The sequence below is a fragment of the Dyadobacter sp. genome, from assembly GCF_039919315.1.
Classification (GTDB): Bacteria; Bacteroidota; Bacteroidia; order Cytophagales; family Spirosomataceae; genus Dyadobacter.
Window position 1 is genome coordinate 105,092 of record NZ_JBDSFX010000054.1, and the last position, 25,154, is coordinate 130,245.

The following is a 25,154-nucleotide window of genomic DNA, read 5'->3' on the forward strand; positions in this document are numbered from 1 at the left end:
AGGCGGTTATGCTACCTGCGAGCATCCCGCACGGATCACCCAACATACTCGCCCAGGAAAGTCCCAGACCGATCATGAAAATGAAAAACAGGTTTTTGTCATGAATCGACGGGATGGCTAAAAGACCTGCGCCGACTCATACGCTGGCAGCCATCATACCGTGCTGCTGAAAGGCATAATGAGCAATGGTAAGGAAAAAAGAAAATTATGCTATGAAATTGGAGCGGATAATTGAACCTTAGAGATGGATGGTTTTCGCAGGTACAATTATTTGAACCCAGGAATATCAGGCTCTCCGCCCGGTGCTGGCAGTGGGTCTACCTCTGGAATGACAGGCTCGGTAGATGGTAGCTCAGGCGAGGGCTCGTAAGGAGGAGTTTCAGGCTCCTTTTCATACGGAGGTGTTTCTTCCGGCACGTTGGGAACAGGAACTTCAGGGCGGGGATCGAAAGCGGGTGTCTCGTTTGGATCAATGGGACCGCCGCTGCTGGTGGTAGAATCCCAATATGTGGTTGCTAGTTGGTAAATGTCCATGGTTTTTAGTTGCCTTCAGGCATAAAAGTGTTAGATGCGTTTATAAAATAATTATGCCGGACCAACATTGCTGCTATCTGTTTAGCCAGCGTGGCGTTCCAGTTTCTTTCCGGTTTTGTTTACCAATTTGCCCTTGTATGAAGCTATTGATTATTGAAGACGAAAAAGGGTTGAGAGAAGTCATTCAGGAGTCCCTTGAAAAGGAACACTTTCTGGTGGAAAGCGCCGGTGATTTTCGCACGGCACTGGACAAGATTGTATCGTTTAACTACGACTGTATCCTGCTCGACATTATGCTGCCGGGAGGCAATGGTCTGGATATTTTGCAGGAACTCAAAAACCTTGGTAAGTCGGATAATGTGATTATTATTTCGGCCAAAGATTCGCTCGACGACAAGCTGAAAGGGCTGAACCTGGGTGCTGACGACTATCTGACCAAACCTTTCCACATTGCCGAGCTGACCGCGAGGGTAAAATCTGTTTTGAGAAGAAAGTCGTTTGACGGTAAATCCACCATTGAAATTGCCAATCTGAAACTGGACCCGGACGAGCGAACGCTTTTGATCAATGACCAGCCTTTACTTTTGAACAGAAAGGAATTCGACATTCTGATGTACATGGTGGTGAATAAGAACAGGCTCGTCAACAAAACCTCGCTCGCGGAACACGTATGGGGCGACCACATGGACGAGGCGGACGATTACGAATTCATTTACTCGCAGATCAAAAACCTGAGGAAAAAAATGAGAGATAGTGGGGCGGATGTGGAGATTCAGGCCGTGTACGGCATTGGTTATAAACTGGTACAGCCATGAATTTACTGAACTATACCCTTAAATATCTGGCGATTGCGCTGTTCGGTATCATCAGCATCTGGGCCGTTATTTTTTACATGAATATGCTGGATGAGGTGTATGACAGTCTGGACGACGGGCTGGATAATTACAAATTGTTGATTCTGGAAAAAGTGGAAGAGGATCCCGCAACATTGTCGAGAACGGACTTTTCGGAAGCGAACTACGAGATCCGGGAAATTTCTGCTCAACGTGCGAACCAAACAGGGCAGGTGTACCAGGACACATTGATGTATATGCTGAACGAGGAAGATCTGGAACCTGTGCGTATGCTGACTACTGCCTTCATTCATCAGGGAAAGCACTACGAATTGAAGGTAATATCTTCCATGGTGGAGGAGGATGACCTGATTGAGGACCTTTTTTATTCGCTGTTCTGGCTATATGTGGCCTTATTGGTGAGTATTTTGTTGGTCAATAATTTCTTGCTGAAAAAAGTATGGCAGCCATTTTACGAGCTGCTTGCTCAGCTTAAACATTTCAGGCTGGGAAAAGGACAGTCTATTGAGCCCGCCGATACCGAGGTGAAGGAATTCAAAGAACTGAATGCTGCGGTGAAAGGATTAGTCCTGCATACATTGGATACTTACAATAGTCAGAAACAATTCATAGAAAATGCCTCCCATGAACTGCAAACGCCTGTTGCGATTAGTATTAACAAATTAGAGCTGCTGGCAGAGAAGAACGATTTATCCGAATCCAGTCTGGAATCCGTCGGGCAGGTTATCCGCACATTGGAACGACTGACGCGGCTTAACAAGTCGCTACTATTGCTTTCCCGCATTGAAAATCGGCAGTTTGAGGATACCGAGCAGGTTTCGTTTAATGCAATCGCCAAACAACTGATCAGCGAGTTTTCCGACTTTGCCGAATACAAGGATGTGGCAGTTTCACTTCACGAAAACGCCGACCTGGGCATTGAAATGCAGAAAGACCTGGCGGTGATCATGATTTCAAATGTCCTGAAAAATGCCATTGTTCATAATTACAAGCACGGCACTGTCGATATCTTCATCGAAAGCGATTCTTTGAAAATCTCAAATTCAGGAGCTCAGCAGGCATTAGATCCGGATCGGATTTTCAGCCGTTTTTATAAAAATTCAACGGATAACGGCAACACGGGTCTTGGTCTGGCTATTGTGAAAGCGATTGGGGACTTGTATGGTTTTCAGGTTGGCTATGTGTTTGACGGGCTGCATGTTATGAGCATTCATTTTAAATGAAAGATCCTTGGTGTATTTTCATATTGTGAAATATTTTTCGATATAGGAAAAATCTGTACCATTGATCAATGTTCATCATTACTAAAAACACACTATCGGAATTTGCCAGGTTGCATCCAAATGCCGTAGAGCCTTTGAACCACTGTTCCAAAGTTTAGAAACGTTATGATAGACAAAATAAGAAATGACATACAATACAAGCAGGTCATGAAATTGATAGAAAACTACATTCAGCAGGCTACTGACGGAGGTGGATTTCATTCCCTGGGCAAGAAGGAAACGGAGGAGTTGGGGAAATTATCCATGCTGGCGGAGTACTATGAAGAAATGTGTTGAACATTATGCCTTTAACTGTGACAATCAATGCGGTGGTGCAGCAAAAAATTAGTGAAATGAACATTACCCAAGGGAAACTGGCCGAAATGTTCGGGATGGGTGCGGCCAAGGTATCACAGATTTTAAACGGAAAACGCGAACCCGATGTCCATTTCTTAAAAGCCATTCATCAGAAATTGGGCATTGACGGAAACTTTATCCTTGATCGTGTATAGGCCTGTTTTTGGGTAAAATTGAGACTGCCCTAAAAATATTTTCAACTTCCTGGAATTATTTTAAATTTCAATATGTAATGTACGCACTGTACAGATTATTAATATATTCAAATCTATCAATATATAGTGAGACATGGAGGTTCGAAAAGTGGAGAGGATATCGAAGGCGTTGAGCGATCCGAGTCGTATTCTCATTTTGCAACAATTGCGTGAAAAAGAGGACTGTTTATATTGTCACGAAATATCCGACTTTATTGACCTGACCCAGCCTTCCATTTCACATCACGTGAAGCAACTGGCAGACGCAGACCTGATCGTGACGGAGAAGGAAGGAAGAAACGTGAAATACAAGCTTAACAAAACGGTACTGAATGAATATGTTCAGTTTCTGAACACCTTGCAGGTTTAAAATTTTTTGGCCAAAAGTATCGATACATTTCAATATATAAATAGTTAATAAGACTTGCCAAGTCTGGGCGACCCCGTTTCCAAAACTTGGTAAGTCTCTTACCAAATCAATCGATATATTTAAATACTTAAATTAATTAATCCATGGAAAAGACAATTCACTCTGCCAAAATCATATCAGGCCTCATTATTACCGGCGTGATATTGTTATCGGTGTATCTGAAAGGATATACTTCGGAAAAAGAAAAGCCAGCCGCCAAAGCGCCGGCAGTACAGCAAGCAACTGGCGTACCTGTTGACGGCCAGGTACTGCATTCGGAATCGATCAATGAGGAAATGGTCGTTTCGGGAACGCTGATGGCGAACCAGGAAGTAAGTATCAGCAGCGAGCTGAATAGGAAAGTAGTCGCTGTGTATGCGAAAGAAGGGAAATTCGTAAATGCAGGAGCCATACTTTTCAAGCTCGACGACGCGGATCTGATCGCGGAATTGGAACAATTGAAACAACAGGAAAAACTGGTTCTTTTGAATGAAAGAAGACTTAAAGAACTGATTGACAACGAAGCTGCGATCCAACAGGATTACGATCAGGCGTTTACAAACCTAAAAGTTTTACAGGCCAAAATCGAGCAGCTGAAAGTGACGCTTTCGAAAACCAGCATTCGGGCACCATTCAGTGGTAACCTGGGAATCGTCAATGTTCATACCGGTGCTTACGTCACTCCCGGCGCCCCGCTGGCGTTGTTGACAGATAACAGCCACCTGAAAATTGACTTCGCTATTCCCGAGAAACACGCCAATACGCTGAAAACGGGAGACGAAGTGCAATACAATGTAGAATCCAACGACAAAATCTACAAAGCGAAGATCGTTGCCCACGAAGCTGGTCTTGACCAGAAAACCAGAACGCTGTTAATGCGTGCGGTATCCAATAACAGCAGCAACGAGCTGCTACCCGGACAAAGCGCCAGACTGACGTTACGTTTAAGCAATACCGGTAACGCGCTGATGGTGCCAAATCAGGCCCTGATTCCCTCGTCACAAGGTTACAGTGTGTTCGTCGTAAATAATAATAAAGCAAGTTTCAAACCCATTGAAGTGGGGGAACGTAATGCCTTTTCGGTGCACGTGACCAAGGGACTGGCTCCTGGCGACACGGTGATCACCAGTAATATGCTTCGTTTGGCCCCCGGTTCTGCCGTACAATTGGTTTCAATTCATTAAAAACATCTATTAGTCATGAGTGCTATTTCTCAAGTAAGTATTTCCCGGCCGGTTCTGGCCGGGGTAATGTCTGTACTGCTTATACTTTTCGGTATCGTGGGTTATACCTTTCTGGGAACGCGGGAATATCCCGTTACAGATTCCCCGATCGTAATGGTAACCACGGTGTATCCGGGAGCAAGCGCGGACATCATTGCCTCTCAGGTGACCAAACCTTTGGAGGAAGCTATTGCGGAAGCGAATGGAATACGTTCAGTATCATCTACTTCCCGTGAACAAGTGAGTATCATTACCGTTGAATTTGAACTGAATGCGGACCTGGAAGCTGCCGCCAATGATGTGCGGGACAAAGTTTCCAAATCACGTCAGCAACTGCCTGCGGACATTGAACCGACTGTTGTTGAAAAGGCCGGTACCAACGATATTCTAGTGTTTTTGACCGTTCAAAGCAAGACCAAGACGCTCGAAGACGTAACAGATTTTGTCAATATTAACATCAAAGAGCGTTTGCAATCGATTCCCGGCGTGCGGCTCGTAGAGTCGTATGCAGGTAGAAAACGGGCGATGCGACTGAGAATGGACCCGGTGAAACTGGCCGCTTATGGCCTTACGCCGCTGGATATTCAAACTGCCTTGCAACGTGAAAACGTGGATTTGCCGAGTGGCCGTATTGAAGGTGAAAATACAGAAGTGACACTGCGGACGCAGGGACGATTGGTTACCGAGGACGATTTCAACAATATGATTCTGCGCGAAAATGACGGTGCCATTGTTCGGTTCAAAGACGTAGGCCAGGCGATCATGTCGTCCCAAAATGAGCGGACCGCAATGATTATTTATAATGGTAAAACAGCCGAATATGGTGTCGGAACTGGGGTTAGCCCGCAGCGTGGGGCCAATTCACTTGCGATCGTGGATGACTTTACCAAACGTTTTGAAGAGATCAAAAAGTCGGCGCCGAAGGAATATGAAATTGCATTGGGAAAGGATTTTACGATTCCTGTAAGAAACTCACTCTCAGAAGTTGAAGAGACATTACTACTCGCTTTTGCGCTGGTTTCCCTGATCATTTTCGTCTTCCTGAGAGACTGGCGGAGTACGGTGATCCCGTTGCTGGCGATCCCGGTGTCCATTATTTCGGCGTTCTTTATCATGTATGTGGCCGGGTTTTCGATCAATGTGCTTACGCTTTTGGGGCTGGTACTGGCGATCGGGCTGGTGGTGGATGATGCGATCATTGTTTTGGAAAACATATATAGTAAGGTGGAACAAGGCATGTCGCCGATCCAGGCTGCCAGGCTGGGTTCCAATGAGATATATTTTGCGGTAATTTCTACTACCATTACGTTGGTAGCGGTGTTCCTACCGATTTTGTTTCTGGGCGGATTGACTGGTCGTTTGTTTAAAGAATTCGCGATCGTAGTCGCTGGTTCTGTTACAGTTTCGGCCTTTGTCGCATTGACATTAACACCGATGATGAGTGCTTATCTGCTTAAATCGGGCACTTCCCACAATTGGCTTTACAAAAAAACAGAGCCATGGTTTGTGGCCATGAACAATGTTTATGCACGTTCGCTGAATGCTTTTATGAAAGTGCGTTGGGTAGGCATCGTGCTGCTGCTGGCTTCATTTGGTGTTGCCTACTGGCTCGCTCCAAAGCTGCCTTCCGAACTGGCACCATTGGAGGACCGGTCTATGATAGGTCTGGCCGTGATTGCACCTGAGGGAACATCCTTTGAAAGTATGGAGCAGAGTATGAAGCAAATCGGTACTTATATCAGCGATTCCATTCCTGATCTCAATGCGGAACGTACCTACACTGCCGTGGCGGCTGGATTGGGAACATTGGCACAGCCGGTCAACGGGGGTTTTCAATGGATATTCCTGAAAGAACCCAAAGAACGTAAAAGCGGACTGAGTCAGGGGCAGATCTTCCAAAAATTGGTGGTAGCCTCGCAGCAATTCAGGAATGTGCTGATTATTCCGGTGCAAACGCCAACGATCGGAGGTTATGGCAATACCCAGCCTGTGCAATACGTGATCCAGGCGCCTAGTTTGAATGGTCTGATTGGTGTAATGCCGAAACTGATGACCGCGGTGGGAAGTAATAAAAAACTCGTTTTTGCCGACGCAGATTTTAAAATCAACCGTCCGGAGATCAGTATCAACATTGACCGCCAGCGTGCTGCCCAACTGGGAATTTCAACGCAATCTATCGGGCAAACCCTTCAACTGGCGCTGAGTAGCAGAAGGTACGGCTACTTCATTCACAATGACCGCCAGTATGAAGTAATTGGCCAGCTCGACCGTAAAGACCGCTCTGCGCCTTTTGACCTGAAATCATTATACCTGAAATCGGGAAGTGGCGAAATGGTTTCCCTCGATAACCTGACCAAGCAAAATGAAGGCATCAGCCCACCTGCGATTTATCGGTACAACCAGTCGTACAGTGCAACCATATCGGCAACACCAGCGGCAGGGACAAGTTTAGGCGAAGCGATTCAGGAATTGGATAAAATCACTGCGAAAGAGTTACCGAAAGGTTTTACCACAGCATTGGCGGGCCAAAGCCGCGATTACTCTGAAAGTAGTTCCAGTCTGATCTTCGCATTCGTATTTGCCATTGTGCTGATTTACCTGGTACTGGCTGCGCAATTTGAAAGTTTGATCGATCCTTTTATTATTCTTTTAACGGTTCCAATGGCACTGACCGGTGCATTGCTCAGCTTGTGGTTCACCGCTCAAACGGTTAACATTTTTAGCCAGATCGGGATCATCATGCTCATTGGGTTGATCACCAAAAATGGTATCCTGATCGTAGAGTTTGCCAACCAAAGCAAGGAAGAAGGCAATACTACATTGGAAGCTGCGAAAATTGCCGCAGTGTCCCGTTTCCGTCCGATTTTGATGACCACATTGGCGATGATTTTCGGAACATTACCGATCGCGCTTTCACTGGGAACTGCCTCAGGAAGCCGCCAGTCACTGGGTATTGTCGTAGTAGGCGGGCTGATTTTCGCCGGGGTACTGACGCTTTACGTCATCCCTTCTATTTATTCATATTTATCAAGACCATTGCGGAAACGTGAGGAAGAGGGGAAGGCGCCTTTGGCAGAAGAGGCATTGTTACACACGCACTGATTCCCGCAAGGAACATTAACAGCACATTTCAATCATGAAAAGCACAATTTTGAACAGAAATTCCGGGATCACAAAGCTTGTTGCTGTGATCCTGGCGCTGAGCCCCTTGTTTGCAAACGGACAAAAGCAGACATTATCATTAGAGCAGGCCATTGACCAGGCCAAAGTACGGAACCGTGAGTTGCGCATTGATTCGCTCGGTATTCACAAATCCGCCCAGCAGACGGCGATAACCCGTGGTTTATTAATGCCAAATATTAGCCTCACAGGCCAGTTTCAGCATTACTTTCAAAAACCGGTATTTTTTGGTCTGAATGGAAATGCGAACTCTGAGAAGATCGACTATGCACGTATCGGTGGTGAAGATGTGGCCGGCGCGCAGGTTTCGCTCGTGCAGCCGATCTACAATTCGGGTACCAGATATGAGATTCAGCGAAGAAAATTGCTTGAAAAACAGAGCAAACTGATCTTTCAGGAAAAAGAAGTAGATATAGTGGCCAGGGTGAAACAAAACTACGTGCAGCAACTTGTTTTAGCGGAGCGCCTGAAACTACAAACAGAAAGCATTGTGAGAAACGAGAAAGCATTGAAAGACTCGCGTTACTTACTGGCACAGGGAAAAGCATTGCGTGTAGATACATTGCGGGCCTATACTTCGGTCAAAAACCTAGAACCGGACGTGCTGAGACTTACTTATGCTTTGCAGATCAGTCAGCAGCAGCTCAGAAACCTGCTGGGCGATGTGACGGAAACCGAGTATGTATTGTCAGATTCACTGGAATTGAATCCGTCAGACTCCATTCCAAGCGAAGCCGGTACGTACAGGTTGTCTGTTCATCAGCGTCCTGACTTACAAATCCTTACGCTAAACAAAGAGATTAATGACAAGGAAATTGACCTGTATAAATCAGCGCGACGGCCGGTAGTAAACTTTGTAAGCCAGTACCAGCTGCAAACGCAGACGAATCAGTTCAAATACGGTAATGCGGGCTATCCTCCGGTGTTTTTTGCGGGATTACAATTTTCGATACCGATTTTTAGTGGCAACCAACATGTCAATCGCATAGCACTGGGGAAAATTGAAAGACAACAAGCTGATGTCATTTACAACAATGCTCAGGAACAGCTTAAAACAGAAGTTAAGCAGGTCCTGGCGAGCCTGGTAGAATCAACCGAAAGGATCAAAACGCAGCAAAATGTGTCAAAAACAGCTGAGCTGAGTTACTCCATTACCAAATACAGATATGAAAAAGGGGTCGCTTCCCGGCTTGAACTGGTCGATGCTGAATTCGCCCTCACTACCGCGAAAGCCAATTATCTGGAAGCCGTTTTCGATTATCTATCGTCCAAAATTGAACTGGACCGCGTGACTGGTAATGTAAATGTCACCTTATAACACGCTCCATTAAAATAATATAATGCATTGAGTCCACCCCGTTTGGTAATGATTGAGGTTGTGGTGTCGGTTATACCGCAGGATAATTGTCCTGCGGTATTTTTTGTTGTTGAGGAGTGGGATAATCTAATGTTTCAGAAAAAAAATTATATTTGGTTTATCCTCTCACTTAATTAATCTAATGGAACAATCTCAAAATCAATCCCGCCAGGTCTCTTTTCATGGCGAGGGCGCCAAACTGTTTGGCGTTTACATTGTCAATATCCTGATAACTTTCTTTACGCTCGGACTTTACTATCCATGGGCAAAAGCGGCGATTCTTAAATATATCTATGAAGAAACCGAGTTTGAGCAAAGCCGGTTTACGTTTCATGGAACAGGTAAGGAAATGTTTATTGGGTTTATCAAAGCATTTGGAATCATTCTCGTGATCTATTGTGTGCTTTTTCTGTCTATCCTTTCCAAAAAGGCGGCGATCATGGCTTTTGGATTTTTGTTTTTTTATGCAGCGTTACTTTTGTTGATTCCAGTCGCTATTCATGGCTCATTGCGCTATCGAATGTCGCGTTCGTCATGGCGCGGTATTCATTTCGGCTATCGGGGAAATCTCAAAGAATTTGTGAGAATATTTGTTATTGGGAGTTTGCTGACCATATTCACCCTGGGAATTTACTCTTTCTGGCTTATTATTGAAATTCGGAAATACATTTTTAAACACCTGCGGTTTGGTGACCTGACCTTTTCATACGAAGGCGAGGGAGGGGCCTTTTTTGTTCTGAATTTAAAAGGCTATTTCCTGTCGCTTATCACATTGGGGATTTACTCTTTCTGGTATGTTAAGGATTTGTTCAACTACTACATCGATAATATTCGCATGCATCAGGACGACCAAAAACTTATATTTCGTTCCAATGCCACAGCGGGAGGTTATTTCAAACTGATTGTCGGAAATCTTCTGATCATTTTGTTTACATTGGGGTTAGGGACTCCCTGGGCGATAGTGCGGGCCCTACATTTTGTCTTCTCCAACATTGTCATCGAAGGCGCACTGGATGTCAACGCGATCAGGCAGACTGAAGAGAATTATCAGGATGCGACAGGCGAAGATCTGGCAGATATGATCGACATAGGTCTGGTTTAAAGGATTCAAACAATATTTATGCAACATTTCAGTATCAGCTATTACGACGGCAAGCTCTCTGTTTCTCACGACGCAACCCTGACGTTAATGTCTGATCACTGGCTGATTCATTATGTCGACGAATTGGAGGAATTGCAGTCGGTAAAATGGAAGCTGGAAAACATCACTACTGATCAGAATTTTACGACGCTGTTAATTTTCAGGTACGGTGATTTTCCACAACAAACCATTGAATGTAAGGATGAAGTTCTACTGCCTGCATTAAATGAAAAATACCCGGCGAAAGTATTTTTGGAGAAAAAGCTTACGCATATTTTCAGAAAAAATAATGCGATTCTGGTGAGTATGGTGCTTTTCTTGCTGGCACTACTGGCTGTGGCGTATTTGTATATAATGCCATTCGTTGCTGAAAAGATAGCGTCGAATATCCCGGAAAGTGTAGAGAAGCGTCTTGGAGATTCTATATACGACGGTATGATTGCCGGGTACACCGTGGATGATTCCCTGACCCGGGCAGTCAATGACTTTGCCAAATCCATTAATTTCAAAACAGCCTACCCGATCACAGTGACGGTTGTCAAAGAAAACGAAGTCAATGCATTTGCCCTTCCAGGCGGTCATATTGTGGTTTTTGACCAGATACTTTTGAAAATGAAATCGAAAGAAGAGCTGGCGGCACTGCTGGGGCATGAGGTAGCACATGTACATTACCGGCACTCATTAAAAAGCATGTTCAGAACGCTGGCGGGCTACTTATTCATTTCATTGCTTCTAAATGACATCAATGGCATCGCTGCTGTACTGGCGGATAATTCCAATATGCTGGTTAACCTTACTTATTCGCGGGAGTTAGAAGCAGACGCTGATAAAAAGGCAATGACGGTGATCCAAAGCAATGGTATCAGTCTCAAAGGTTTTGTCGATTTATTCCAGCTTTTAAAAAACAATGCAGATGCCGCAGGTCAGTATGAGATCCTGAGCAGCCATCCACTAACGGATGAAAGGATCACTTATGCCAAAGCGATGGCCAGGGAGCAGACCGGCATCAGGGACCAGTCGGAGTTGCAGCGTAAGTGGGTCAGCATTGGAATAAAGTAGCGGATTAAATGCTATGGCACTGTTTTTGTGACGTATAATGAAAAGAACTTATCAGAATATGAAAGCATTGACAAAGGAAGGTCAGCAAAATATTAATGACATTGCGGCCAAATATAACCTCAAAACAGAATCGGTCGAGTCGTTACTGAAAGCCGTCATCAGCGGTAACGGTAATATGGCTCAATTTAATATTCCTGAACTCGGAGGTGCCGGGCAATGGATGAAAGGCGGGATGACAATGGTGGGCGATATGTTCAACAATTCATTGAAAAGCACTGTGGATAAGCTTTGTATGGAGTTATCCGAGCTGGTTACTACCAAAGTGCTTTTCGAAGAAACATCAGATCTTTCCAATGGAAAAGATCCTGGAAATGGTCACTTTTCGGGTAATCAAAGCAATTCATGGCCATCGGTTTTTGGAAGTCCAACATCCAGTGGTTCGCAGAACAATTTGCGTTACGCCTACTTTGCTCCTGTCCGAAGGCTTGTGATTGAGGAAAATGGAAAAAAGACGATCTACGACACCAAGCATCACCACATTACCGGGATCTCGCAGCAACAAGGCTCGGGCAATTCTTACAAGTTCACGAGTCAAGATGGAAACGTCGATCTGAGTAGCTTATCAGTGATTTCGGAACCGTCGGAACCATCTCAACCCACTCCCGGGATTGCGTACGATGTGACCTCAACTGCGGATTTAAGAACCGACCATAAGGCGACTGACCGCAGCCCGGCTGACCGCAGTGCGACTGACCGCAGCCCGACTGACCGCAGCCCGGAAGACATTATCATTGCCACGATTGAAAAGGTCAATATGCTTTTTGAGAAAGGGCAGATTACCGAGGAGGAATTCAAAGCTAAGAAGCAAGAGTTGCTGGCGCGGTTGTAAATAAAACTTGCCAGGTTTTAGAGACGCGGTCGCCCAGACCTGGCAAGTTTAGGATAATAAGCAGAGCAACCTGGAATTTCCGGGCCGCTCTGCTTATTTTTGTTAAAAACATACAACATTTGCACGGGTGCCCAGTTTAATGCTGACCCGGCGACGCCCGGAAGGAGTTAAATGACAACAATGATATTTGCACAGATTTCCAAAATAATTGATCCGATCGCAATCAAGCTGGATAGGTGGACGCTTGAAGGATACCGGCTGCTGCCCAACGTGATCATGGCCGTACTGATCCTGGTTGTTTTCAGGACATTGTCCAGGTACGGGAGCAGGTTTATGGAAAGGATACTGGGGCGGGCTTCGCAGAATATCGCACTCGTAGGTTTGATCTCTGCTTTAACCCGGATTGCTATTTTTACTGCCGGACTGTTTTTTTCACTGGGCGTGTTAGGTCTGGACAAAACAGTTACTTCGCTACTGGCAGGTGCAGGTGTATTGGCTTTGGCGCTGGGTTTTGCATTTCAGGATCTGACGACCAACTTCATTTCCGGCGCGTTCATAGCGATCCAGCGTCCGATCAAGGTTGGTGATGTTATTGAGACCAATGGATTTACGGGAAAGGTACTTTCCATTGGACTGCGTTCGGTTAAGCTGGACAATTTTGCGGGACAGATCGTAGAACTGCCTAGCAAGGACATTTTCCAGAAACCGATCGTGAATTTCACAAATTCGGGCGAACGGAGAGTGCAGCTGGAATGCAGCATTGGCTATAAGGACGATCTGGGCATTGTAGAGAACCTGGCATTATCTGCCATGAAAGACCTCAATTTCCTGAACCGGCTGAAACCGATTGAGCTCAACTTTATGAAGTTCAGTGAAAAAAGCATTGATTTTGAAATCCTTTTCTGGATCGATCAAGACAAAATAGGGCCGGGTCCGGCGAAAAGCGCGGTTATGAAAGCAGTTAAAAGGGTTTTTGATGAAAATAATATTGCATTTCCCACGCCGGTGAGAGCGGTGGAGCAGGTACCTGGTAGGGTTGAATAAAAACGACTTGCCAGGTTTCCAAAACCTGGCAAGTCTGGCCTGATCATTATGGAATCTTCACCACTGAAAAGTTGTGAGTATTACTTTCGTCTAACACTACAACCTGATAAACACCCGCGTTCAGTTTGGAAAGATCCAACGACATTTTTCCTTTGTCGAACCTTACTTTTTCTTTGGTCAACACGCATTGTCCGGCCGAATTGAAGATTTTAACATTGCATTGTTGCATTGCATTGTCTGGTAATTCAATGTTTAGCAAAGACTGAACCGGGTTGGGGAAATATTTCAATTCTTTTGCTTCAAGAGATTCGATTGCGATCATTTTGCTGTACGCAAAGGAGCCATCATTATCCACCTGTTTCAATCGGTAATAATTAAGTCCCTTGTCATAGTTGACATCGGTAAAAGAATATGCATTGTGAACCACGGAGGTGCCAACTCCGGCTATCCTTACAATTTCATCGAACTTTCTTGCGTCGCGTGATCGCTCAATTACAAAATGATTATTGTTTACTTCTGCCGAGGTTTCCCAAGCCAGGACATTACCTTCTGCTGTATTTTTCCCTTCGAACCTAACCAATGTCACAGGTAATGCGCCACCAGCGGCAGCGTCAGATAATCCAAACCCGCTGAAACCGGTGGTGAAAGTAGCGGTATAAGCATGGTCGGCATTAAACGCAGCATGTGTCACAGCCGCGGTCGAGCTTGTAGCAGCCGTTGCGCTACTGATACCTCCTTCACTTTTGCCCATCGATTTGATATCCGTCCCATTGAAGTTGGGTAGCTCCGAGGCTTTGTAGTAAAGGGTTATTTCGTAGTTCCCGGCCGGATTGTTATTGGTGGGAGTTACCTGGAATGTCTTATTAGTGATCTTATTTGCACCAATCCAAGCCGTCTCATCCACACCGGCCCGGTCTACCTGCACAGAGGTACAGCCGTAATCATGAGCGGAGAGGTTTTTGATTTTAGCCAGAAGGTCGCCGGAGGTTGGGTCTTTGAAGTAGACTGTGGCGTTGGGGCCTAGGTATTGGCTGTCGGGGGATTGGGAGAGGGTGGTTTTTATGTTCGTAACGTATGTTGCTGAAACTTTGAAATCATCGATCGCCCACAAACCATTCCCATCGGCGATGTATCTCAACCGGATTTTCATTGCTGCATTACGATATGTTATTGGTATAATGATGTTCCTATTGGCGGGAGACTCCCAGTCTCCTGATTCGCCAGTCTGTTCATTTTGCGTTAGGACGTTATGCCAAATAGTACCATCCCACACATCGACCATTGCTTGTTCTGGAAAATCGTTTAACCCTGATATTGGTAAAAAGAATTCCAAAAAAGTGATATTCAATGATTTTGCATTGAGCGAGTTAAATGAGGGGGTCTCTATTGTCCTTTCTAATTGACCAGGGGCCTGGAAGTTCCATCCGCTGTTCGTATATAAGTACGGGGTGCCAGATGGATCCAGTTTTTGCAAACTCTTATAGTCCACGACACCCCAGGTTTCAGGGAAATCTCCTCCGCCAACAGTTTTCCAGCCAGTGGGAAGACCATCATTGAAATTAGCATCAATAAGATTTAACGAGTTAATTTCTGGTAGTAATTCATCGTCTATGAATGTCACCATATATTGCTGATTAAATAGTTCAGGGCTTGCGTCGCCTCCATTCGGAAGTGAGAGTGAATAGCTTAGTAGCGCAGTTTCATCACCTTCAAAATTTGCATCATTGTAAACTCGTAGCATGATGTCTTTTGATAAAGTCCCGACCTGCAACGTGAAGCTATTTGGAATTAGAGTATAATCGGCGTTACTAGCCTTTTGCGCGGTTCCGGTTGAAGGGTTTAACGTAACAAGTACTGGCTGAGAGGGAGCTTTATTTATTTTTATTGTAATTTTTTTTTCAATGTATGGTAAACATGGATTAGGGAATTCCCCAGGTGAATTTGCTTCTCCTTCATTAACATTTGTTGCTGTGGTTGTAAATTGAACTGTTGGTAACGAGCATGAGTATACTATGATATCATCAATATACCAACCATCCCAGCCGCCACAACCATCACTCCCCAGATCCCAGCGAAACTGAATAGTTTGGCCTGCACCCAGTCCAAGTGCACTAAGATTTATTCGGCTTTGTCCCCACTTAGAAGTAAGGGAGCCGCCGTCACCTCCAGAAAACACATCTTGACTAAGAAGGGGATTGTCACAGTCATTCATACAATTAAGTAGCGCCGAATTATATGCATTGTCAGTAAAAGCAGATTTAGGAATCAGCGTCCATGCACCGTTGCCGATCTTATATCTAATATTTCCACCATCCGATTCATTTTGTAAAGAAACAAAATGGTCAAAAGCTAAGTTGAAAGGACCTGTTGCATCCAAAGGAATAGTTACTAACGGACTTGTGACACTCATCAAGCCACTTTGCAAATTATTGACACAATCTCCGCCATTAAAATTGTTAGCAAATAGCACCCTCCCATTTCTACTTCCCGGAGGTGTATCATCTATTACCCAGTTACGTGGAGTCCACGATGGAAATAATCCTGTGTTGCTTGTGATCCAAGCACCGGAACCGTTTTCGAAATCTTCATAAAAGAACGCATTGCCAGGAAGAGCACCTTTGCACAAAGGTGTGAGTGTTTTAAATAGCGGTTTCGAGTTGGGAACGAGAAGGCAGCCATTCGCTCTCATTTCAACCGCGGTAATAACTTTTTTTAATTGAATTAGATCAGCAGCAGTGATCTTGATACCTGATAAACCAGCCTGCAGGGCGGACGTAGAAAGTTTTGGTAAATCAATACCTATTAATTCATTCAAGACCGCCTCTAAAATATCAGCTTGTGCTGCAAAGTCAGTGGTGGAAGTAATGTAAGTTGATTGCGCCCGCCAGAAAATGTGAGCTGCTTTTGTGAGGCCGATAGCCGAAATGTTCTGTCCATTATAATTTCCGCCATCGACTAACAGCGCAAACGCGTGGTTAATTACCCCAGAATTTGCATGCACGCCGCCATCGTCACCCGGAAAGCAGGAATATTGTGGATCGGAAACTTTTCCAGGGTGATTTTTGCAAGTCGGATCCCACATATCCCTAATCCCACCACCCAATGCGCTAGCCTGTTCGCCAATTCTCCACTTCGCCGAACTGGCGCAGCCATTCCTGAGTGCATTACTTTCTCCGGTATCGAAATATCCATTTAGCTGATCAACCGTTTCACCCCAAATATCTGAATAAGCTTCATTCAACGCCCCGGCCTGCCACGCGTATATTAATCCGCTGGTATATTCCGTATACGCATGTCCCCATTCATGTGCCACCACATCGTCAGAAGCTACTCCGGTACAATAACTAGCCGTCACTCCATTCCATTTTGCATTCGGGCACCCGACATTTGGATCATTATTAATGGTAACCATAGTCGCCCCGGCATTGTCGTACGAATTAAAGCCAAATGCATTCTTCATCAAATTATAAATATGCCCTGCAGACTCAATCTCAGACTTTTGCCACTGATCCAAAGCGGCGAACTTTGCACTGCCAATTCCGTCTGCTTCCTGCCATTTCAAATTGGGCGCTGAAATAGACGTTTCATAAAGTTTCCTATCAATGCCGTGCATCCCTGTAAATTGCTCTACCAATTCCTTGGTATGCGCATCGATATAAAGAAATTCCCTTACATCCGCATCATTGCGCACTTCCACCTCATATACCAAATGCAGCGCACCTCGGTATCCTTGCGCAAGGCCTTTTTGAAATACGAGCAATGTGTTTTTGTTAATTTTTAATGGTGCTGAGAATTTGCCCATTTTTCGCCCGGTCACCAGTTTGATAGCTTGCTGCCCGGCATCTTCGCTTGAAATGGATGGTGTTGCATTCAACTTGTCAGCGACAATGAAATTTCCATTCAAAGAGGTTAGCCCGCCTTGTTTATTAAAATGGAATTTGAAAACGCCGTCGAAAACGGGCACGCGGTCGTAGTATTGCTGTAAGGTGACGTGATCCATGCCGTAATTGTCCCTTTTACTTTCTTTGACTTGATAGGAATCTTTGTTCGTTTTCTTTTCGAAAATTCCCGGATAGCTAGCCAGAAAAGACATTGCTTTTTGTTCCGGCCGGGCGCCTTTCAGGTTTAATGCCTGCCCGATTGGAAACCGAGAAAATTGAGTGAATTGGTCGCTTTGTCCGTCGTTGCAACTGCTCCGGTTTGAGCAATGAATGCATCGATGTCCCGCTGGCGGGTATTCTGGGCAAATGCGACAAAACTGTAAAAAACAAAAGCAACTGAAAGAGGTAGGGTTTTTCTCATGGTAGGTCTGATGTAGGTTCACAGATTGATTTACCGGAGAAATATGGGGAATCTAACGTGCTTAAAAGAAAGCGATTACCAGACGGTGGAGGGGAATGACCAGGAGGTTTTATTTGGTTTTTTGTAGTCAAATTAAAAAGATTGGCAGGTCTAGGAGATCGAGTCTCCCAGACCTGCCAATCTTTTTCATCACGGAATCTTCACTACGGAAAAATTGTGAGAACTAATATCATCAGACACAACAATCTGATACACACCAGCCGGTAATTTCGCCATGTCCAAAGACATCTTACCCTTACTAGTCTTGATCCTGTCTTTATCCAGGACACATTGCCCGGCCGAATTGAAAACCTTGACATTACATTGTAGCATGTTATGATCCGGCAATTCAATGCTAAGCAAAGACTGGACCGGGTTAGGAAAATACTTGACTTCGTTCATTCCACCAGACTCGATCACTATCATTCTGCTGTACGCAAAGGAGCCATCCGTATCCACTTGTTTCAACCGGTAGTAGTTGATCCCTTTGTCATAGTGGGAATCAATAAAAGAATATGCATTACGAACCGCGGAAGTTCCAACTCCGGCTACTCTGGCAATCTCATCAAACTTTGCGGCGTCACGCGATCTCTCAACAATAAAATGGTCGTTATTGACTTCCGATGAAGTTTCCCAGCCCAATACATTGCCTTCCGAAGTATGCTTGCCCTCAAAGCTAACCAATGTAACAGGCAGGGCGCCACCAGCGGCAGCATCGGATAATCCAAACCCGCTGAAACCGGAATTGAAAGTGGCGGTATAGGCATAATCGTTATTGAACATAGCCATTTGCACCGGGGCGGTCAGACTATTTGCCGGAGTAGCCTGCTGGATGCCACCTTCACTCTTGCCCATGGATTTTATATCCGTTCCATTGAAGTTCGGCAGCTCGGACGCTTTGTAGTAAAGCGTGATTTCGTAGTTGCCATTGGGATTATCATTGGTAGGAGTGACTTTGAATGTCTTTTTAGTAATGTTTTTCGCCCCTACCCATGCGGTTTCATCTGTACCAGCGCGGTCAACTTGGACAGACGTACAGCCGTAGTCGTGTGCTGTGAGGTTTTTGATTTTGGCGATGAGATCGCCGGAAGTTGGGTCGTGGAAGTAGACGGTTGCGTTTGGGCCTAAGTATTGTGAGCTTGAGGTTGGTGAAGTGGTATTTTGGATATTAGTGCTATAATTTCCATAAATCTTTACATTGTCAATTAACCACCAGTAATCGTAGTCAGCAACATATCGGAATCGTACTTTCATTGCGGGGTTGATGTAAATCAATGGAATTACAATGTTCCTTTGAACCGGATTATCCCAAGCTCCCGACGAACCACTTGCTTCGTCTTGGGTTAGTAAATTATGCCATGACGATCCATCCCACACGTCCACGAATGCTTGTTCGAAGAAATCAGCGGGTACGCTATTATCGTAGTCATAAACTTGAAAATATTCTAAAAAGGAAAGGTTAAGTGAAGTCATCGCGGTGGAATTGAAAACGGGTGTCTCGATGACTTTGTCCATTAAACCAGGGCCTTTGTCAAAACTAGAAATGAACAAAAGAGGGCGGCCAGTTGGATCCAAGGCAGCTTCTTCAATTTCACGAATCGTCCATGTATCTGGATAGCCGCCACCATCTACCACATTCCAGCCAAAAGGCAAACCATTGTTGAAGTCAGCAGATACAAGGTCTACGGATCCGATGCCAGGTATTATGTCATTATCAACGATTGTGACTTTATGCTGTTGATTAAAAGACTCGGCAGTAGCATCGCCCCCTGCTGGCTGGGATAGTGTATATGTCAACGTCGCTGTTTCACTATCTTCCACATAAGCGTCATTGTATACCCGTAGTAGGATATCTTTTGACAAACTTCCAGCTTGTAGAATAAAGGAATTCGGGCTTATTGTATAGTCGAATGCTGAGCCTTGCGTAGCATTTCCAACAGGTACATTGAAGGTTACCGTCACTGGCTTGGAAGGTGCCTTGTTAATCTTGACAGTAATTAGCTTCTCAACATATGGTAAACATGTACTTGGTTGAAGATCTCCTATATTCGCTTCCCCTTCATTTAAGATTGAAGCGGTGGAAACAAACTGAACTGTTGGAATAGTGCAAGAATAAACTCTGACATCATCAATGTACCATCCATCCCAGCCGCCGCATTCGTCACTGCCTAGGTCCCACCGAAAACGAATACTCTGTCCTGCGGTAATTCCAAGACTGCTCAAATCTATTCTGCTCTGGCCCCACTTAGAGGTGAACGATCCAACATCGCTTCCTGAAAACACGCGTTGCCCATTTAAAGGGTTTCCAGGAGCGTCATTCAAAGTTATGTTATAGGGATTGTCAACAAATGCGGACTTCGGTATCAATACCCACCCACCGGTGCCAATTTTATAGCTGAGGTTACCCCCATCGTAATTGGGCTCCAGAGATACGTAATGATCAAAAGCCATCAGCAGTGTGCCTGTTGCGCTCGCCGGGATTGTTATCAGCGGACTGACGAAACTCATTAAGCCATTTTGCAAATTGGTCGAGCAGTCACCACCTATAAAATCTTCGGCATACGCTACCTTGCCTGGCCTCCCTGCTGGTGGCGATGTACTGATAATCCAATTACGTGGCGTCCAGGTTGGGGAACTTCCGGCATTTGTTGCCGTCCAGGACCCTATTCCGTTTTCAAAGCTGTCATAAAAAAAAGCATTGGCGGGCATTGCTCCCTGGCAAAGTGGCGAAACGGGTTTGAAAAACGAGTCAAAGCTGCATCCGCTTTCAAGTCGTAGTTCAACAGCCAAGAGTGCTTTTTTCAATTGATCTAAATCGGCAACTGTTATTTTGATGCCGGATAAACCGCCATTTACTGCGGCGGTCGAAATTTTTGGCAGGTCTACCCCAATGAGCTCGGTCAAGGATGCTTCTAGGATATCTGCCTGGGCTGCAAAATCTGTTGTATTGGTCATGTGCGAAGCTTGCGCATGCCAGAATAAGTGTGTGGCTTTCGTTAGTCCAAGCCCTGTTATTACCTCCCCGTTATAAGTTCCGCCATCAACGAGTAACGCAAATGCGTGGTTCAAAATGCCGGAGTTGGTATGTACACCACCAGCATCCGAAGTATTGCACCAGTATTGCGGATCAGAAACTTTGCCCGGATTGTTATTACAAGTCGGATCCCACATGTCTCTGATAGCCCCTCCAAAAGCACTTGCCTGCTCACCTATTCTCCATCGTGCGGAACTCGCACAGCCATTTCTCAGCGCGTTGCTTTCGCTGTTATCAAAGTAACCGTTCAACTGATCCACGGTTTCGCCCCAAATATCAGAATAGGCTTCATTCATAGCCCCTGCCTGCCAAGCATAGATTAAATTACTCGTGTGTTCGGTGTAAGCATGCCCCCACTCATGCGCAACCACATCATCAGAAGCTACTCCGGTACAATAGTTTGCAGATACGCCATTCCAATTGGCATTGGGACAACCAACATTCGGATCGTTATTAATAGTAACCATCGCAGCCCCCGCATTGTCATACGAGTTATGCCCAAATGCATTCTTCATCAAATTATAAATATGCCCGGCCGATTCAATCTCCGACTTTTGCCATTGGTCCAGTGCTGAGAACTTTGCACTGGGTATGCCATCTGCTTCCTGCCATTTAAGGTTCGGCGCCGAAATAGAAGTCTCGTACAGCTTCCGATCAATGCCGTGCATGCCCGTAAATTGCTCTACCAGCTCTTTGCTATGCGCATCGATATACAAGAATTCCCTCACATCGGCATCATTACGCACCTCTACCTCGTACACCAAATGCAGAGCGCCTCGATAGCCTTGTGCGAGGCCTTTTTGGAAAACCAGCAATGTATTTTTATTGATTTTCAATGGTGCTGAAAACTTGCCCATCTTCTGCCCGGTCACCAGTTTGATGGCCAGTTGGCTGGCATCTTCCCTTGAAATGGAAGGTGTAGCATTCAATTTTTCGGCGATGATGAAGTTTCCATTCAGGGATGTTAGCCCGCCATTTGCATTGAAATGGAATTTTAAAACCCCGTCAAAAATCGGTACTCGCTCGTAGTATTGTTGCATTGTGACGTGATCCAGACCGTAGTTGTCTCTTTTATTTTCCTTGACCAGATACGAATCTTTACCCGTTCTTTTTTCAAACAAGTTTGAATAGATGCTGATAAAAGAAAGCGCTTTCTCCTGGGGCGAAGAGCCAGGCAGCTGTAATGGGCTTTCAATAGGGAAACGGAGAAAATTGAGGGAGTTAGTCGCTTTGTCCGTCGTGGCGACTGCGCCTGTTTGAGCGATGAAAGCATCAATGTCGCGCTGTCGGGTATTCTGGGCAAATGCGACAAAACTGTAAAAAATAAAAACAACTGAAAGAGGTAGGGTTTTTCTCATGGTAGGTCTGATGTAGGTTCACAGATTGATTTACCGGAGAAATATGGGGAATCTAACGTGCTTAAAAGAAAGCGATTACCAGACGGTGGAGAGGAATGACCAGGCGGTTTATTTGGTTTTTTGGAGACATGTAACCAAATAAAAAGACTCGCCATGTTTTAAAAACCTGGCGAGTCTGGCAATTTTGAACCTTAACTTATATCAATATCTGTAAGTCTCTGCTTTGAAGGGTCCGGAAGTTGAAACGCCGATGTAGGCAGCTTGCTCTTCTGAAAGTGTTTCCAGTTTCGCGCCTACGTGTGATAGGTGTAGCGCTGCTACTTTTTCGTCCAATGCTTTTGGAAGTACATATACTTTCTTCTCGTAAGCCGCTGTGTTTGTCCAAAGTTCTAGCTGTGCCAGAGTCTGGTTTGAGAATGAGCATGACATGACGAATGATGGGTGACCCATTGCACATCCAAGGTTTACCAAACGGCCTTCTGCAAGAACGATGACATCTTTGCCTTCAACTGAATAGATATCAACCTGTGGTTTGATCTGCACTTTAGAACCGCCGAATGTTGTGTTCAACCAAGCCATGTCGATTTCGTTATCGAAGTGACCGATGTTACAAACTACAGCTTTGTCACGCATTGCAAGGAAGTGACGGTCAGTGATAATTTTGTAGTTACCAGTTGCTGTTACGAAAATGTTTGCACGTGTAGCGGCTTCGTCCATTGTTACTACTTCAAAACCGTCCATTGCAGCTTGTAATGCACAAATCGGGTCGATTTCAGTAACCAATACACGGCAACCTGCACCACGAAGCGACTCAGCTGAACCTTTACCTACATCACCATAACCTGCTACTGCTGCTACTTTACCAGCAAGCATTAAGTCAGTTGCGCGACGAATTGAATCTACAAGCGATTCGCGGCAGCCGTATTTGTTATCAAACTTAGATTTTGTAACTGAATCGTTTACATTGATCGCTGGCAAATGCAATGTGCCGTTTTTCAAACGATCATACAAGCGAAGTACACCAGTCGTAGTTTCTTCTGAAAGCCCTTTGATACCTTCGATCAACTCCGGATATTCGTCGAAAACCATGTTGGTAAGGTCACCACCGTCATCCAGGATCATATTCAATGGCTTGCGATCTTCACCAAAGAACAGTGTTTGCTCAATACACCAGTTGAATTCTTCTTCATTCATTCCTTTCCATGCATACACAGGGATACCTGCTGCTGCGATCGCCGCTGCTGCGTGATCTTGTGTCGAGAAAATGTTGCAAGATGACCAGGTAACTTCTGCACCCAAAGCTGTCAATGTTTCGATCAAAACAGCAGTTTGGATTGTCATGTGCAGACAGCCAGCTACACGTGCACCTGCAAGGGGCTGCGATGGACCGTATTCAGCGCGAATTGCCATTAAACCCGGCATTTCAGCTTCTGCTAGTGTAATTTCTTTACGGCCCCATTCGGCCAGCGTAATGTCTTTTACCTTGTAAGGAATGTACGTGTCTGTTGACGTTGCCATTATTTTACAGTTTAGTTAATGTCTATATTCTTTTGCAAAACTAAGTAGAAAAACCACGGAGGGGAAGAAAAATAGATACAAATTGTGATTTTGAAACATAATTCAGATATTTTATCTAACACGGCCTTATTATAGAGCCTATCTGAGTGACAGGCTTGTTTATAAGAGTTTCTGGCAGATATTTTGTCTTGCCTCATACCATTAAGCCGCTTCTATGTAGTTTGTCGACTATTTCAATGTATATGTCGACAGTACCTGAACGGTCATTTTTTCGGTCATGAATTAATTATATTTGCTTCATGCGCCCTAATACGTCGATTGTTTTTAATCAGGCCCCTAGAAGAATCTTACTCCATGCATTGTTCTGGCTAGCCGTCCTCATTGTACTGACGGTTATTTACGGAGCTGGTATGCCCGACTACCGGCTGGCGATCGGCGTTGTCGCGATGTTCCTGCCGATCCATATCTTTTACTTTTATTCCATTGCATATATCCTGATCCCCAGGTTTTTCAATAGAAAAAGATATGCTGAATCGCTGCTTTTTTTGCTGTTATGCGTGGTACTCTCGACGTTGGCGTTCCGGTTACTCGAAATCCTGGTTGCAGACCCGGTCATTTATAACTCGGTCAAGAAATCGGATCCGACCTTCGTCTGGAGAAAACTGCAAGGAAGCTTTCAGGAGCAGCTTGCTAAGCCGGTGTACCTGATCAGCGCATTTGAGCAAACCAACATTTTTGTATGGATCGCATTGTCGGTAAAATTTTTCAAAATGTGGTTTGAAAGAAGGCAAGCGGCCATTGAAGCTGAACTGAATTTTCTGAAAGGGCAGCTGCACCCTCATTTTTTGTTCAATACCCTTAATAATTTATATGCATTGACATTGAACCAGTCGCCCCGGTCACCTGCTGTGGTGATGGGCCTGGCGGAGATTCTCAGGTATATGCTGTATGAGGCCAATACGGAAGTGGTGGATCTTGAAAAGGACATCAGGATCGTGGAAAGTTACATTGCTCTGGAAAAGATCCGGTATGAGGAGCGACTTGACATTAATTTCAGTATCAATGGGTTATTGCCGGAGTACAAAATCGCCCCGCTGCTCATTCTTCCGCTGGTTGAAAATGCATTCAAACATGGCGCCAGTGAGCAGGTAGGGCAGGCTTGGATCAATATTGACCTTCGGCTTAAAAACAATTTACTTAAATTTAAAATATCGAACAGCAAGCCGGAAAACGGGACTGAGGATGATAACAAAAGACATCATGTAAGTATTGGATTGACAAATGTCCATAAAAGACTGGACATTCTGTATCCTTCCGCGCATCAACTACGGATACTGGAAGAGGACGATATGTTTGCAGTGATTCTGGAAATTGAGTTGGACAAAAGGGTTGAAATTTAG

18 protein-coding genes are annotated in these 25,154 nt (G+C 44.9%); 13 read left to right on the forward strand and 5 right to left on the reverse strand.

The window, feature by feature from the left end; genetic code table 11:
• Positions 1-267: 267 nt before the first annotated feature.
• The gene (locus ABIO93_RS15220) at positions 268-534 is read right to left on the reverse strand and encodes a filamentous hemagglutinin (protein WP_348069112.1); all 267 of its coding nucleotides are present in this window, start codon (positions 532-534) and stop codon (positions 268-270) included.
• Between the two features lie 137 nt (positions 535-671).
• On the opposite strand from ABIO93_RS15220, the gene ABIO93_RS15225 reads away from it, so the two are divergent.
• The 12 genes from ABIO93_RS15225 (at position 672) to ABIO93_RS15280 (ending at position 13,503) form a co-directional block, all read left to right on the forward strand.
• Complete coding sequence (locus ABIO93_RS15225; RefSeq protein WP_348069113.1) at positions 672-1,349, forward strand: response regulator transcription factor; 678 nt, start codon at positions 672-674, stop codon at positions 1,347-1,349.
• Complete coding sequence (locus ABIO93_RS15230) at positions 1,346-2,611, forward strand: HAMP domain-containing sensor histidine kinase (RefSeq protein WP_348069115.1); 1,266 nt, start codon at positions 1,346-1,348, stop codon at positions 2,609-2,611. Before ABIO93_RS15225 ends, ABIO93_RS15230 begins: the two co-directional genes overlap by 4 nt.
• Before the next feature lie 165 nt (positions 2,612-2,776).
• Positions 2,777-2,947 (forward strand): hypothetical protein, encoded by a 171-nt coding sequence (locus tag ABIO93_RS15235; RefSeq protein WP_348069117.1) that lies wholly within the window; start codon positions 2,777-2,779, stop codon positions 2,945-2,947.
• 5 nt (positions 2,948-2,952) lie between these two features.
• Entirely contained in the window at positions 2,953-3,162 is a 210-nt protein-coding gene (locus ABIO93_RS15240) for a helix-turn-helix transcriptional regulator (protein WP_348069118.1), read from the forward strand.
• Positions 3,163-3,295: 133 nt separating this feature from the next.
• Positions 3,296-3,571, forward strand: a complete 276-nt coding sequence (locus ABIO93_RS15245) for a metalloregulator ArsR/SmtB family transcription factor (RefSeq protein WP_348069120.1) — start codon at positions 3,296-3,298, stop codon at positions 3,569-3,571.
• Between the two features lie 143 nt (positions 3,572-3,714).
• On the forward strand, positions 3,715-4,794 hold the full coding sequence (locus ABIO93_RS15250) for an efflux RND transporter periplasmic adaptor subunit (RefSeq protein ID WP_348069122.1): 1,080 nt from the start codon (positions 3,715-3,717) through the stop codon (positions 4,792-4,794).
• Positions 4,795-4,809: 15 nt separating this feature from the next.
• Positions 4,810-7,935 carry an efflux RND transporter permease subunit gene (locus tag ABIO93_RS15255; RefSeq protein ID WP_348069124.1) on the forward strand — a complete coding sequence of 1,042 codons (3,126 nt, stop codon included), beginning with the start codon at positions 4,810-4,812 and terminating at the stop codon, positions 7,933-7,935.
• A gap of 34 nt (positions 7,936-7,969) precedes the next feature.
• A complete protein-coding gene (locus tag ABIO93_RS15260; protein WP_348069126.1) occupies positions 7,970-9,331 on the forward strand; it encodes a TolC family protein in 1,362 nt (453 codons plus the stop codon).
• A gap of 181 nt (positions 9,332-9,512) precedes the next feature.
• Positions 9,513-10,472, forward strand: coding sequence for a DUF898 family protein (locus tag ABIO93_RS15265; RefSeq protein ID WP_348069128.1), 960 nt, complete (start codon positions 9,513-9,515; stop codon positions 10,470-10,472).
• 18 nt (positions 10,473-10,490) lie between these two features.
• A complete protein-coding gene (locus tag ABIO93_RS15270) occupies positions 10,491-11,570 on the forward strand; it encodes a M48 family metallopeptidase (RefSeq protein ID WP_348069130.1) in 1,080 nt (359 codons plus the stop codon).
• A gap of 37 nt (positions 11,571-11,607) precedes the next feature.
• Positions 11,608-12,459, forward strand: a complete 852-nt coding sequence (locus tag ABIO93_RS15275) for an SHOCT domain-containing protein (RefSeq protein ID WP_348069132.1) — start codon at positions 11,608-11,610, stop codon at positions 12,457-12,459.
• A gap of 180 nt (positions 12,460-12,639) precedes the next feature.
• Positions 12,640-13,503: a mechanosensitive ion channel family protein gene (locus tag ABIO93_RS15280; RefSeq protein WP_348069134.1), complete on the forward strand. Its 864-nt coding sequence runs from the start codon at positions 12,640-12,642 to the stop codon at positions 13,501-13,503.
• A 46-nt stretch (positions 13,504-13,549) separates the two neighbouring features.
• On the opposite strand, the gene ABIO93_RS15285 is transcribed toward ABIO93_RS15280, so the two are convergent.
• From ABIO93_RS15285 to ahcY, 4 genes are all read right to left on the reverse strand, one after another.
• Positions 13,550-17,596: a M4 family metallopeptidase gene (locus ABIO93_RS15285; protein WP_348069136.1), complete on the reverse strand. Its 4,047-nt coding sequence runs from the start codon at positions 17,594-17,596 to the stop codon at positions 13,550-13,552.
• A gap of 32 nt (positions 17,597-17,628) precedes the next feature.
• A complete protein-coding gene (locus ABIO93_RS15290; RefSeq protein WP_348069138.1) occupies positions 17,629-17,805 on the reverse strand; it encodes a hypothetical protein in 177 nt (58 codons plus the stop codon).
• A gap of 189 nt (positions 17,806-17,994) precedes the next feature.
• Entirely contained in the window at positions 17,995-22,236 is a 4,242-nt protein-coding gene (locus tag ABIO93_RS15295) for a M4 family metallopeptidase (protein ID WP_348069140.1), read from the reverse strand.
• Between the two features lie 201 nt (positions 22,237-22,437).
• The gene (ahcY, locus tag ABIO93_RS15300; RefSeq protein WP_348069142.1) at positions 22,438-23,754 is read right to left on the reverse strand and encodes an adenosylhomocysteinase; all 1,317 of its coding nucleotides are present in this window, start codon (positions 23,752-23,754) and stop codon (positions 22,438-22,440) included.
• 299 nt (positions 23,755-24,053) lie between these two features.
• Here ahcY and ABIO93_RS15305 point away from each other — a divergent pair, with 299 nt between their 5' ends.
• Positions 24,054-25,154: a histidine kinase gene (locus ABIO93_RS15305; RefSeq protein ID WP_348069144.1), complete on the forward strand. Its 1,101-nt coding sequence runs from the start codon at positions 24,054-24,056 to the stop codon at positions 25,152-25,154.